This is a genomic window from Nocardia cyriacigeorgica (genome assembly GCF_010868145.1).
GTDB lineage: Bacteria > Actinomycetota > Actinomycetes > Mycobacteriales > Mycobacteriaceae > Nocardia > Nocardia cyriacigeorgica_D.
Genome location: NZ_JAAGUY010000019.1, coordinates 106,953 through 119,904 on the forward strand (window position 1 = coordinate 106,953; position 12,952 = coordinate 119,904).

Genomic DNA, 12,952 nt, shown 5'->3' on the forward strand with positions numbered 1-12,952 from the left:
TACCGGCCGGCTCAGAGCTGACCAGTGGACTCGCGCCACGCCCGCTCTTTCTTGATCCAGACGTTGTCCTGCGGAAACTCGTCGATGGTTGTGACTCGGCGGATCTCGGCCTTGGCGCCTGGACCCGCCAACGGCGCCCGCTTCGCCCACTCGACGGCCTCTTCTTGCGAGGTCACATTGAGGATCCAGAAGCCGCCGAACAATTCCTTGGTCTCCCCGTAGGGGCCGTCGGTGACCACCGGTGTTTCCGAGCCGTAGTCGACGACAACGCTCGTCGCCGGGTCGGGGTCAAGCCCCTCGGCCGCGACCAGCACGCCGGCCCGGATCATCTCGTCGTTGAACTTGCCCATCGAGTCCATGATCTCGTCGAAGTCGATGTCCTGGAACGCCGCGAAGGTCTCGTCGGTGGCGCGCATGATCAGCATGTACTTCATGGTCTGTCTCCTCGGGGTTGTCCGGGTCCCTCTGACCCTTTCACTCCTAGGTCGAACGGGAGCTGCGACCGATCGACACGACCGTGAATTTTTTTTCCGACTTTTTGTCCAGCGGCATTCGCGCAGGTCATCAGTAGGCGATGAACAGGATTTCCTCGCGCGAGTAGTCGTGGCCCGGATGTTCGGCGGCGAGATGGGCCTGGGTCTTGGCGACCAGGTCGTCTTCATCGGTGCCGGTGATGTGCTCGCCGCAGGGGCAGTTGAGCCTTGTCTTCACGGGGTGCCCTTCTTCTTCATCGACCAGGTCCTGTCGAGTGAACCATGCCGCACCCTATTCGTGAACGGGTTTTAGTAATCGGGTTTCACTGTGGGAGGCACGGTACCTGCCGACCTCACGCAACGATGGCGAAAACCGTTGCGGGGGCCCCGGAACCGCCGCGGTAGATGGGACCGCCCGCCAGCACCCACGCACCGGTCACCGGAAGCGTATCCAGGCCGGCCAGGCATTCCAGGCTGATCCGGTGCTCACGGTAGAGCCGCTTCGACACGGCATAGGAGTCGTCGGTGCCGAGGTCGGGTCCGAAGGTGTCGATGCCGAGTGCGCCGCGTCGGCCGAGCCTGCCGGTATCGAGGAGCCAGTCGACGGCATCCACCGCGAATCCGGGCAGATGACCTGCGTCTTCGCCGGTGCCGAGGAAGTCGGGGGTGCCCCATTTCTGCTCCCAGCCGGTCCAGGCGATCACGGCGGATTCGTCGGGAATGCGCCCGTATCGGTCCTCCCACGCATGTAAGTCTGCGGCTGTGATCGCGTGGTCCCGGTTCTGTGCGCAATCCTCGCGCACGTCGATCTTGACCGCGGGCAGCAGCAGATCATCGATATCGAGTTCGTCGGCGGCGAGACCGGAGGGGTCGAAGTGGATCGGGGCGCCCCAATGCGTCCCGGTGTGTTCGCCCTGTCGCACGTATCGCAAGTAGTAGCCGTCCGCGGCGATGGTGGCGACGGTGTCGGTCCGAAAAGCGGGGTCGCCGGGGTAGAGGGGCGTGGTCGCGGGATCGTGTACATGCGACAGATTCACCAGCCGGCCGAAGGGCGCCCTCATCGCGGCTCCGGCCGCAGCACCGAGGCGCCGAACCAATGGCACAGCAGCAGCGCCATCTCCACATCGAGCCGATCGCCTGCGATGGGTTCGCCGCGGCGTTCGATCGCCCGGTCGACGCGGTACTTCACCGAATTGGCATGCAGGTTGAGCGCCTCGGCGGCCGCCTTGTGGCTCGACCCGGTCTGTAAGAACACCCGCAAGGTCTCCCGCAGCCTGGCGTCGTTGTCGCTGTCGACGGCGAGCGGTCCGAGTACCGTGTGCACCCAGCTGCGGGCCTGCGCGAGATCACGTCCGAGCAGCGCGGCGGCGGTCAAGCCCGGATCGCCCGCCGCGGTGACCCTGGCCGCTGCCGGTCCGGCCGCGAGTGCGACGGTCCGCGCTTGCAGTGCCTGCCGGTGCGAGTCCCGGAATCCGTCGATGCCGGGCTGTGGCGTGCCGAGCGCGATCCACGGTGCTTCGGCCCGCTCCGCGGCGAACCGGCGGACCTGCTCGGCGCTGTCGTGGGCGGTGGCCGAGGGCAGCGGTATCCATCCCCACCCGGTGAGGCGGTCTGCCGCAACGAACAATCCGGCGCCGAGCGCATCCAACGACTCGGCGAGTTCACGCACGAAACGTTCCAGCCGGCTCAACTCGTCACCCCCTGCCGGTAACCACAACACCAACGCCAGATGGGTGCGCCGCAGCGGATACCGGATCGCGTCGGTCACCGCGTCGACGTCAACGGCGCCGCCGTCGAGCACTTCCCGCACCCGGACCGCGCGCGTGCTGTTGCGGTTCTCCAGCCAGTGATCGCGTTCGGTCTGGTACGTCGCGACCACTTGCTGGGAGATCCAGTCGATATAGCCGAAGGTGATGGTGGTGATCTGCTCGAAGACGTCCAATTGCAGCTGTGGGTCGAGTTCGAGGGTCCGGACCTCCTCGAACACGATGCTGAGCAGTTTCTGCTGGCCGAGACGGTAGGCGCGAACCAGCGCGTTGGGGGCGACAGCATGCTGGGCCAGACGTCGCGCGTATTCCAGCGCAGCGGTCGGTGGCTCGACGTTCTCGATCGGGATGGCGTGCTGGATCGCGGAGAAAATGGTGTCGACATTGCCCTCGACGCTGTCCCGCAGGAGCTCACGTAACTGCTGGTCGCCCTGGAGATCTTCGATCTCGGCCAGCAGGTGCAGCTGAATCGTCCGGCTCACTTCGGCGATCCGATCGGCGAGGCGTTCGACCGCCAGCGCGGCATTCACGCCGACGGTCGATTCGTCGTCTCCACTGGGCATGGCCAACAGTAGAACGCGGTTCGGCCTGCGGAGGGCGCATTCGGCGCGACGTTGTCCCCCGGAGACAAACCGGACCGCAACCTTCATCATCCGGCGACGGTGTGATGTGGCTCTCACCTTCCTAGCGTTATGGCACAGACCAAAGGACCGCCAGGAGTGACGATGAACCTGTCCACGTTGCCCGATCGCCGCGCCGCGCAGCATCCGACCGCGCCGGCCATCGCCGATGACGACGCCGAACTCGACAACACCGGATTCCTGGACGCCGTGCGCCGGGCCGCCGGAACCCTGCGTGATCACGGCGTGCGACCCGGCGACGTCGTCGCGGTGATGCTGCCCAACACCGTGGACCTGGTCGTCACCCTGTTCGCCGCATGGCGTCTCGGTGCCGCGGTGACCCCACTGAACCCCGCGCTGGTCGCGGGGGAGGTCGGCTACCAGGTCGCGGACGCCGACGCCACGGTGCTGATCCTGGCGCAGCCTCTCGACACCGTCGTCGATGTGCCGGTTGTGCTGCCGGTTGAGGCGCTCACCAGCGGTAATGCCACCGCCGAGCCGATCGAGTCGCCCGCTGACGCGCTCGCCTTGCTGATCTACACCAGCGGGACGACCGGACGGCCCAAGGGGGTGATGCTCGACCACGCCAACGTGCAGGCGATGTGCGCCATGGTGATCGATGCGTTCGATCTCACCGCGGCCGATCGCAGCCTGCTCGTGCTGCCGCTGTTCCACGTCAACGGCATCGTGGTCAGCACACTGTCTCCGCTGCTGGTCGGTGCGAGTACCACCGTCGCGGGCCGTTTCAGCGCACACACGTTCTTCGATCGGCTAGAGCGCAGCGGTGCGACCTATTTCTCCGCGGTGCCGACGATTTACACGATGCTGGCCGATCTGCCCGCCGAGCTGCGTCCGGCGACGTCCTCGGTCCGGTTTGCGATCTGTGGCGCGGCACCGGCCAGCGTGGAGCTGCTGGAAAAATTCGAATCCCGGTACGGCATACCGGTCGTCGAGGGCTACGGCCTGTCCGAGGGCACCTGCGCCAGCACCGTCAATCCACTGAAGGGGCAGCGCAAGCCGGGCACCGTCGGCCTGCCGCTGCCGGGTCAGCGACTCCGGATCGTCGACCCCGATGGTGCGGACGTCGGGCCGGGGGAGACCGGTGAAGTGCTGATCTCCGGTCCGAACATCATGCGGGGCTATCTGAACCGCCCGGAGGAGACGGCGCGAACCGTTATCGACGGCTGGCTGCGCACCGGTGATATCGGCCGTATCGACGAGGACGGCTACTTGGTGCTGGTCGACCGCGCCAAGGACATGATCATCCGCGGTGGGGAGAACATCTACCCGAAGGAAATCGAAGCCGTCGTCTACCGGATGCCCGAGATCGCCGCTGCCGCCGTCGTCGGGCGCCGTCATCCGGTCTACGGCGAGGAACCGGTGCTGTACGTGGCGCTCAATTCCGGCGCGAGTATCGACGAGCAGCGCATTCACGCCCATGTAAGCGCATCACTGTCGAAATACAAAGTGCCGGCGGAGATCACGATTCTGGACGAGCTGCCCGCCAATGCGGTCGGCAAGCTCGACAAACCGAAGCTGCGGCAACTGGTCCTCGACGCCGACCGCTAGACGACAACCTCAACACGCCCACGGAGAAGGAGCCGACATCATGGGTTTCACGAAACCGGATCTACCAGCGGTGGACCCCACCGAGTTCTTGCGGAAACCGCTCATGGAGCGAATGCGAATCCTCGGCCTGGACTGGGCCGAAAATGGTTTCGGTTCACCGAAAATGGTGCATTGCGTCTATATCGCGAAACTGGTCGTGCTCTACGCTATCGGCGGCATCACCGTTGCGACGGCGACTTCCGGGCTTCCCGCGTTCTGGCATGTCGCCGAGTGGTGGAGTCAGCCGATCGTTTACCAGAAGCTCATCATCTGGACGGTGCTGCTCGAGGCCATCGGTGTCGCGGGCTCCTGGGGGCCGCTGGCGGGCAAGGTGAAGCCGATGACGGGCGGAATTCTGTTCTGGGCCCGCCGTGGCACCATCCGGCTGCGGCCGTGGAAGTGGGTGCCCGGCACCGACGGTGACCGGCGCACTCGGCTCGATGTGGTGCTCTACCTCGGCCTGCTGGTGAGCCTGTTCGTGGCACTGGTCCGGCCCGGCGTGACCAGTGACTCGTTGTCGGCGGCATTGCCGGACAACACTTCCGGCCTGGTGAATCCAGTTTTGCTGATCGCTCCGATAGTCCTGTTGGTTCTCAACGGCCTTCGCGACAAGACGATCTTCCTCGCCGCGCGGGGTGAGCAGTACCTGCCCGCCATGGTCTTCTTCGCCGCGTTGCCGTTCGCGGATATGATCATCGCGCTGAAACTGCTGATCGTGGTGGTGTGGATCGGCGCCGGGTTCTCGAAGTTCGGTAAGCATTTCTCGAATGTCGTGCCACCCATGGTGAGCAACAGTCCGTCGACTCCGTTCAAGGCGATCAAGCGCGCGCACTATCGGAGTTTCCCCAACGATATGCGTCCGTCGCGGCTGGCAGATTTCATGGGGCATGTCGGCGGTACGACCGTCGAGATCGTGACTCCGCTGATCCTGCTGTTCTCCACCAATATGTATCTGACCGTGGCCGCCGTCGCGATGATGGTGATCTTCCACCTGTTCATCCTGTCGACCTTCCCGCTGGCGGTGCCGCTGGAGTGGAACCTGCTGTTCGCCTATGCGGCGGTGTTCCTGTTCGTCGGCTTCCCCAATGACAATGGGTACGCGCCCTGGAATATGTCGGCGCCGTGGCTGCTCGCGGCAATCGTGGCGGCGCTGGTCTTCTTCCCCATCCTTGGCAACTTGCGCCCGGACAAGGTGTCGTTCCTGCCCTCCATGCGGCAGTACGCGGGCAATTGGGCGTCGGCGATCTGGGCGTTCGAGCCGGGCGCCGAAGCGAAACTCGACCGGGTGACCCGATCGGCGAAGAACCAGATCGACCAGTTCGTCGAGTTCGGGTACGAGCCCGAATGGGCGGAGATCACGCTGCAGAAGACCATCGCCTGGCGCAGTATGCACAGTCAGGCCCGCGGGTTGTTCTCCCTGCTGCTCGCACGCCTGCCGGATGTGGACACCAGGACCGTGCGTGAGGCCGAGTTCCTGTGCAACTCGATCCTCGGGTTCAACTTCGGCGACGGTCATCTGCATGCCGAGGACATGATTCGTGCCGTCCAGGACGAGGCAGGTTTCGAACCGGGCGAGTGCGTGATCGCCTGGGTGGAGTCGGAAGCATTCGGCAGCGGCGTCCAGCAGTACAAGCTGATCGATGCAGCGCTCGGCGTGATCGAGCGTGGTTCCTGGAAGGTCGCCGACGCTGTCGCCGAGCAGCCGTGGCTACCCAACGGACCGATCCCGTTGCAGGTCAGCTGGACTCGGGCCGCCGCAGGCGAACCGCAACCCTCACGCCAGGGCGACTACGGGGTCGTGGCCTAGGGCGCGAGGCGCCGGCGACTGGGCTGGTAGCCGGGAAGCGTGACAACAGTGTGGTTCGCTGGGTTATGTCCACTCGTGGGGTTTCGCAGCGGTGTCAGCCGCGCCGGGTGCCTATCGGAAAGATATGAGAGGAACCAGCATGAGTACCGCAGTCGTGGTCGGTGGTGGACCGAACGGGCTCGCCGCGGCCGTCACTCTCGCCGCCGAAGGCGTACAGGTCACGGTCTTCGAGGCCACCGATGAGATCGGTGGCGGCGTCCGCTCTGGCGAGGCGATCGTGCCGGGCCTGCTGCACGATCACTGCGCCGCCATCCATCCGATGGCCGTCGGATCCCCGTTCCTGACCGGGCTCGGCCTCGACCGCTACGGGCTGCACTGGCGGTGGCCGGATATCGACTGCGTGCACCCGCTCGACGACGGCCGTGCCGGAATACTGCACCGCTCGGTCGACGACACCGCGGCCGGTCTCGGTGCCGACGGCGCCAGGTGGCGCGCGGCCTTCGCGCGTCCGGCGGCCCGATTCGATGCCCTCGCCGAGGACATCATGGGACCGCTGCTACGCCTGCCGCGGCACCCACTGACACTCGCTCGATTCGGGACTCCCACCGTGCTACCGGCCTCGACGGTGGCGCGGTGGTTCCGGACCGACGAGGGCAGGGCACTGTTCGGTGGTGTCGCCGCGCACACGTTCCGGCCGCTGCACCATCCGATGACGGCCGCGATCGGCATGGGCATCATCACCGCGGGTCACCGGCACGGGTGGCCGGTGGCCGAAGGCGGTTCGCAGGCCATCACGGATGCGCTCGCCGCATTGTTGAGTGATCTGGGCGGCAAGATCGAGACCGGCGCCCGGATCCGCTCGGCATCGCAGCTGCCCGCGGCGGATATCACGATGTTCGATCTCGAACCCGGTGCGGTCGCAGGCATTCTCGGTGACCGGCTCCCATCGCGCGTTGCCCGCGCCTACCGCCGATTCCGGCATGCACCCGGCGCATTCAAGGTCGATTTCGCCGTCGAGGGCGGCGTGCCCTGGACCAACCCGGCCGCACGGCGAGCGGGCACCGTGCATCTGGGTGGCGACTACCACGAGGTGGCGGCCACCGAGCGCGACGTCCACGCAGGCCGTATGCCGCAGCGCCCCTTCGTGCTCGTCGGCCAGCAGTACCTTGCCGACCCGCAGCGTTCCGTTGGCGATGTCCACCCGCTGTACGCGTACGCTCATGTGCCCTACGGCTACACCGGGGACGCCACCGAGGCGATCATCACCCAGTTCGAACGTTTCGCCCCCGGCTTCCGCGACCGAATCATCGGCACGTCGGTGCGATCCACGACCGAGATGTACACCTACAACGCCAATTTCGTGGGCGGCGACATCATCACCGGCGCCAAAGACATCCGTCAACTCGTGTTCGGCCCCCGCATCGCGCCGAACCCGTACCGGGTGGGCATTCCGGGAATGTACATCTGTTCGGCGGCGACGGCCCCGGGGCCCGGTGCGCACGGGATGTGCGGGTACAACGCGGCGCAGGATGCGTTGGCTCGTCTCGAACGGTGAAGACAGTGGTCCGGCACACCGAATTCCAGGGCCGGGCGGGCATTCGGAACGGAGGGGGATCCCACCTGTTGCCACAGGTGGTAAGCCTGCGGGCGGGGCTATCGTCGTCGGCGTTCGGATGCTCGGTAAGCCTCTGGTTCTGAATGGGTGTGTTCGCAGATGCAAACGGTGGATCACGTGTCGTTCTCGAATTTCATCCTTGACCACGGCGGCGTCGCCGGGGCGGCACGCCAGCGTCTCGCGCGTGCGGCGGATCTGCCGGAATGGGTGCTGGCCAGCGGCGACACCATGGTGCCGAGCGCTCACCAGCTGCGCCTATGGGAGCTGGTCGAATATCAGGTGGGCGACCCGGACGTCGCGTTGCGTATCGGTCGAATCAACACCATGAGCCGATTCGGGATCCACGACTATCTGTTCGGCACCGCACCAACACTGGGCGGGGGGCTGGCGCTATCGGAGCATTACGCCGACCTGATCACGACCAATATCGGCTTCGCCATAGCAGGCGAATCCGAAGACGTGGCCAACGCCGACGTTCGGCTGCTGAACGGGCACGGACGCGGTCAGCAGCTGGCCATGCAGTTCGCGCTCGCGGCGGTGGTGACGCGAGCACGAAACGCGACCGGTCGCGATATTCACCCGGTCCGGGTGCGCTTCCGGCAGTCCGCGCCGCGGCGGCGCAGCGGATTCGTTGAACTGTTCGGCACCCGCCGGATCGACTTCGGTGCGCCCACCGACCAGATCACCTTCCGTACCGCTGATCTGGCTCTTCCGATGCGAAATGCCGATCCCGTACTCGCCGAGATCCTGCGCCGTTACGCCGCGGCACAGCCGCCGCCGCGCCGGCTGGAGATCACCTGGACCGGTCAGGTGCACCAGGTACTGCTCACGCTGCTGGGCGATGGCCGGGTGACGATCGATCGCGCGGCCCGGTACATGGCCACCAGCACACGCAGCCTGCAACGTCGACTTGCCGACGAAGGAACGACCTGGACCCGCGAGCTCGATCGTGCACGAAGTGCCCTGGTGGAGCAGCGCATACATAGGGGGCGGCACGAGAGCCGGGACTCGCTGGCCGAGCAGGTGGGGTACTCGGATTCGGGGGCTCTGCGTCGTGCTCGGCGGCGGTGGTCGACGTAGTAGCGGGGGCGGGTCCGCCGCCGAACGATCGCGCCACCCACCGAGCGAATCACGCCATATTGGTGCGACCCGCTGGCATGCGGGGTACGAGCCTTTCGGCACGTCAACACGGTCAATAGTCGGCACGGCCGCCATTGACCGACCTGTCGGCGCCATCCCGCAGCCGCTGCGCGGGCCGAATCCGCTGCCGCATACTGCGTCCCGTCGCGCGGCCGCGAGACAGAGCGATCCGAGGAGGGCGAGTGGATGAACGAAACAACCAACGGTGCGCAGGCAGCGGGGGTGTTGTCCGGAGCAGTGAAGCTGGGCGGTCATGTACTGGCCGAGAGATTCTTCCGGCGCACCGATGCCGAGATTCCGATGAAGGCAGACGAAGTCGACGCCGCTTGGCTGACCAAGGTCTTGGCATCCGGTCATCCAGGGGCGGAAGTGGAATCGTTCGACATCGCCGAGGCCACCAGCGGCACCACGAGCCGATGGAAGGCGACGGTTCGCTATAACGACGTAGGCCGCGCCGCGCAGCTGCCCGTGCATCTGTTCGCCAAGACGACGCTGACATTCACCCAGCGGCTGACGCAGTATCTCGCACACGCGCTCCCGGGCGAACCCGGCTTCTTCCAGCATCTTCGACCGGTGCTGGATATCGAGGCGCCACACGGTTACCTCGGCACAGCCGATGTGCGCACCGGCCGGTCGATTACGCTGCTCGAGGACGTCGGCGTCACTCGGCAAGCCCGCTTCTGCACTCCGCTGGACCGTGTCACTCATGAGCAGATGCAGGACCTGCTCGGCAATATGGCTCGCTGGCATGGCCACTACTGGGAATCGCCAGAGCTGGTCGCGCGTGACTGGCTGAAAACGCCCGGCGCCCATTTCCGCAATTTCGACCGCCTCCTCGGCATGCGGAAGCGGGCCCGCGTCGGGCTGCGACGTGCCCCCGAGCTCGTGCCGGAAAGTCTGCCACCCGTGCAGGACAAGCTCTACGAGGCCTGCGGCCGGTCACTGCGGATCGCCGAGGAATCCCCGCACACTCTGCTGCACGGCGACCCACATATCGGCAACGCCTACGTGTGCGCTGACAACAGCATGGGTTTCACCGATTGGCAGCTGGTCATGCGCGGCAGTTGGGCCTTCGATGTGGCCTACACGATCACCTCCGGGTTGCAGGTGGAGGATCGCAGGGCCTGGGAACGTCAGCTCATCGCGTTCTATATCGACCGCCTGCATGCCGGGGGAGGGCCCGCTCTTACCTTCGACACGGCCTGGCTCGCCTACCGGCAGCAATGCCTGTACCCCTATTTCGCCTGGATGATCACCATCGGCCGCAGTGCGCTCATGCCCGAATTCCAGCCCGACGAGATCTGCCGTGCCATCGTGCATCGCACCGCCACCGCGATCATGGATCTGGATGCGCTCGGCGCCGTCAACGGGTAGCGAATAGGTCGTGACCGCTCGGATCGCGGTCCGCCCGGACCTCGACGTCGACCCGGTCATCGTCGATTGCGCCCCGGCGCGCCGGCGGCGATGGCCGAAGCCGCGGTCGGCGTCGAGGTCCAGGCTCTCGACGTCCCGCGGCCCCTTCGCGTTGTGTGCCCGAACAGTCAACGCGGTCGTCGGAACCAAGGACATCGAGTGTGTGATGTCAACGATGCGCCCGCGGCGAAAGCGAATCACGCGTAGTGGACTACTCGTTCAGGCCGACCACCCCACGCAGGTCGACAGCCGATGGTTCTCGGAACAGGTATGGGACGGGAGGTGGCGGTCTCCGATGATCGGTGACGTCTGTCGTCGGACCATGGCGACTCGGTGAGCATCGCCTCGTCGAACCGGCCGCGATGCTGTCGATGGTTCTAGCAGCCGAGACCCAGTAGTTTGTCCGCCATCTTGCCCAAATCGTCCAGGTATGACGCCTGCGCAAGCGGATCGCCGTCGCGCCGCGACAAGATTCCGTAGGTGATTGCGTAGCTGAGGGTTTCGGCGATCACGTGGGCCGACGCGACGGGCCGGATTCGTCCTGCGCGGGTTTCGCGGTCGAGGTAGCGGGTGAAGCGGCGGATGGGGCGGTCGGTGATTTCGGCGGCGATGCCGGCGACGCGGGGGTCGACGGCCCCGCGTTCGTCGATCAGGCGCAGGAGTGGGCCTGCGTCCAGGACGGCGGCGGCGACGGATTCGAAGGTGGCACGCAGCATCGTTCGGGGGTCGTCGTCGGGGAGTTCGGGTTCTTGGGCGGCCAGGAAACTGTCGCGGGTGCGGGCGGCGAGGGCGAGGAAGATCTCGTCCTTGGAGGCGAAGTAGACGTAGAGCGTCGCTCGGGAGACGCCTGCTTCGGCGGTGATGTCGGCGACGGTGGTGTTGTCGTAGCCGCGTGCGTCGAACACTCGCGCGGCGGCGTCGAGGAGTGCTCGGTGACGATCGGTATCGGATCGTTCGCGCGCCTCGCGCACCGACCAGCTGGACTGGGTCACGCAGCCCATCGTCGTTGACATTGACGTCAATGTCAACGACGATGGCGGCATGGATGTCGTCGTGGCGAACCGGGGCGAGGTTGCCGTCCGAATCATTCGCGCCGCTCGTGAGCGTGGGTTTCGCACCCATGTTCTGCATGTCGAGGCGGAAGCCGAGTCGCTGGCGGTCCGGTTGGCCGATCACGCGGTGCAACTCCCCGGCGACGGCGCCGCTGCATACCTCGACGTCGAGGCCGCCGTGCAGGCGGCGCTCACCGCCGGCCGGGGCGCCCTCGTTCATCCCGGCTACGGATTCCTCAGCGAGAGCGCGGATCTGGCGAGTGCGTGCGCGGCATCGGGGCTGACCTTCGTCGGCCCGTCCCCTGCGGCGCTGCGCATCTTCGGTGACAAAGTGGCGGCACGAGCCGCGGCGGAAAAGGCCGGCGTGCCGGTGCTGCCCGCGACTCTGACGGCGAACCCGGCCGATATCGCGGAATTGCTGGAGCGACACCCTGATGGCGTGATGGTGAAAGCCGCAGCGGGAGGCGGCGGACGCGGTATGCGGATGGTGCACGAGCCGAGCGAGGTGCACCCGGCATACGAACGCTGCCGTGCTGAAGCCCTGAGTGCATTCGGCGACTCCGCCGTCTATGCCGAGGCGCTCATCTCCGACGCGCGACATGTCGAAGTGCAGATCGTCGCCGACGGTACGCACGCGGTCGCCCTCGGTGATCGTGACTGCAGTGTGCAGCGGCGCCATCAGAAGCTCATCGAGATCGCGCCCGCGCCGACCCTGGACTCGGCCTTGCGTGCACAGCTTCATCGCCATGCGGTGCAGCTGGCCGAATCGGTGGGTTGCCGCGGTGTGATCACGGTCGAATTCCTCGTCGCCGATGATGCGGGATGGTTCCTCGAGGTCAATCCCAGGCTGCAGGTCGAGCACACGATCACCGAGGAAGTCACCGGTGTCGACCTGGTGGGTATCCAGTTCGACCTCGCGCTCGGCCACGATCTCGCCGACCTGGATCTGGGCCATGAGCCGCGCGGATACGCCGTGCAGGCCCGGGTCAATGCCGAACTCGTCGGAGCAGACGGAGAACTGCTGCCGACCAGCGGCACCATCACCCAGTTCTCGGCGCCCACCGGCACCGGCGTCCGAGTCGACACCGCATGCCATGTGGGTATGCGGCACGGCACTCGATTCGATTCGCTGCTGGCGAAGGTGATCGCGCGCGGCCCCACGTTCGATACCTCGGTGCGCCGCTGCTCGGACGCACTCGCCGAAATGATGGTCTCCGGCGTCGACACCAATAGCGCTGTGCTTCGCGCGGTCCTCGATGCACTGGAGGGCCCGGTGCCCACCTCGTGGTTCGGGCAGAACATCGGCGAACTCCTCAACCGCGCAACTGATTACGCGTCACCGTCTGCCGACGACCAGCAGCAGGACTCCGTCGAACTCGGCGCAGACGACTGGGTGGTGCGTTCGCCGATGGGCGCAACCGTGGTGACCATGGCAGAGCCCGGCACGGTGCTACCCGC

General features: G+C 66.2%; 11 protein-coding genes. 6 read left to right on the forward strand and 5 right to left on the reverse strand.

Going from position 1 to position 12,952, the window contains the following annotated elements; genetic code table 11:
* Positions 1-11: 11 nt before the first annotated feature.
* The 4 genes from GV792_RS20760 to GV792_RS20775 form a co-directional block, all read right to left on the reverse strand.
* Positions 12-434 (reverse strand): YciI family protein, encoded by a 423-nt coding sequence (locus tag GV792_RS20760; RefSeq protein ID WP_163825944.1) that lies wholly within the window; start codon positions 432-434, stop codon positions 12-14.
* 130 nt (positions 435-564) lie between these two features.
* The gene (locus tag GV792_RS20765; protein ID WP_014350504.1) at positions 565-711 is read right to left on the reverse strand and encodes a DUF1059 domain-containing protein; all 147 of its coding nucleotides are present in this window, start codon (positions 709-711) and stop codon (positions 565-567) included.
* Between the two features lie 115 nt (positions 712-826).
* Complete coding sequence (locus GV792_RS20770; protein ID WP_163825945.1) at positions 827-1,534, reverse strand: cyclase family protein; 708 nt, start codon at positions 1,532-1,534, stop codon at positions 827-829.
* On the reverse strand, positions 1,531-2,802 hold the full coding sequence (locus GV792_RS20775; protein ID WP_163825946.1) for a PucR family transcriptional regulator: 1,272 nt from the start codon (positions 2,800-2,802) through the stop codon (positions 1,531-1,533). The genes GV792_RS20770 and GV792_RS20775 overlap by 4 nt, the downstream gene beginning before the upstream one ends.
* Positions 2,803-2,964: 162 nt before the next feature.
* Between GV792_RS20775 and GV792_RS20780 the strand changes: the two genes are divergently transcribed.
* The 5 genes from GV792_RS20780 (at position 2,965) to GV792_RS20800 (ending at position 10,403) form a co-directional block, all read left to right on the forward strand.
* Positions 2,965-4,428: a class I adenylate-forming enzyme family protein gene (locus tag GV792_RS20780; RefSeq protein WP_163825947.1), complete on the forward strand. Its 1,464-nt coding sequence runs from the start codon at positions 2,965-2,967 to the stop codon at positions 4,426-4,428.
* 40 nt (positions 4,429-4,468) lie between these two features.
* On the forward strand, positions 4,469-6,274 hold the full coding sequence (locus GV792_RS20785) for a DUF3556 domain-containing protein (protein ID WP_163825948.1): 1,806 nt from the start codon (positions 4,469-4,471) through the stop codon (positions 6,272-6,274).
* Positions 6,275-6,398: 124 nt separating this feature from the next.
* Entirely contained in the window at positions 6,399-7,829 is a 1,431-nt protein-coding gene (locus GV792_RS20790; protein ID WP_163825949.1) for a phytoene desaturase family protein, read from the forward strand.
* A gap of 177 nt (positions 7,830-8,006) precedes the next feature.
* Positions 8,007-8,969 (forward strand): AraC family transcriptional regulator ligand-binding domain-containing protein, encoded by a 963-nt coding sequence (locus GV792_RS20795; protein ID WP_163825950.1) that lies wholly within the window; start codon positions 8,007-8,009, stop codon positions 8,967-8,969.
* A gap of 246 nt (positions 8,970-9,215) precedes the next feature.
* A complete protein-coding gene (locus GV792_RS20800; RefSeq protein WP_163825951.1) occupies positions 9,216-10,403 on the forward strand; it encodes a phosphotransferase in 1,188 nt (395 codons plus the stop codon).
* A gap of 416 nt (positions 10,404-10,819) precedes the next feature.
* On the opposite strand, the gene GV792_RS20805 is transcribed toward GV792_RS20800, so the two are convergent.
* A complete protein-coding gene (locus GV792_RS20805) occupies positions 10,820-11,434 on the reverse strand; it encodes a TetR/AcrR family transcriptional regulator (protein ID WP_163825952.1) in 615 nt (204 codons plus the stop codon).
* 49 nt (positions 11,435-11,483) lie between these two features.
* Here GV792_RS20805 and GV792_RS20810 point away from each other — a divergent pair.
* Positions 11,484-12,952: ATP-binding protein (locus GV792_RS20810; RefSeq protein ID WP_163825953.1), on the forward strand; the 1,469-nt coding region annotated here is incomplete at its 3' end.

What these genes read in the sequence shown, in the direction of transcription:
- GV792_RS20760 (WP_163825944.1), bottom strand. Translation starts at nt 434, where the DNA reads ATGAAGTACATGCTGATCATGCGCGCCACCGACGAGACCTTCGCGGCG.
- GV792_RS20770 (WP_163825945.1), bottom strand. Translation starts at nt 1,534, where the DNA reads ATGAGGGCGCCCTTCGGCCGGCTGGTGAATCTGTCGCATGTACACGAT.
- GV792_RS20775 (WP_163825946.1), bottom strand. Translation starts at nt 2,802, where the DNA reads ATGCCCAGTGGAGACGACGAATCGACCGTCGGCGTGAATGCCGCGCTG.
- GV792_RS20780 (WP_163825947.1), top strand. Translation starts at nt 2,965, where the DNA reads ATGAACCTGTCCACGTTGCCCGATCGCCGCGCCGCGCAGCATCCGACC.
- GV792_RS20785 (WP_163825948.1), top strand. Translation starts at nt 4,469, where the DNA reads ATGGGTTTCACGAAACCGGATCTACCAGCGGTGGACCCCACCGAGTTC.
- GV792_RS20790 (WP_163825949.1), top strand. Translation starts at nt 6,399, where the DNA reads ATGAGAGGAACCAGCATGAGTACCGCAGTCGTGGTCGGTGGTGGACCG.
- GV792_RS20800 (WP_163825951.1), top strand. Translation starts at nt 9,216, where the DNA reads ATGAACGAAACAACCAACGGTGCGCAGGCAGCGGGGGTGTTGTCCGGA.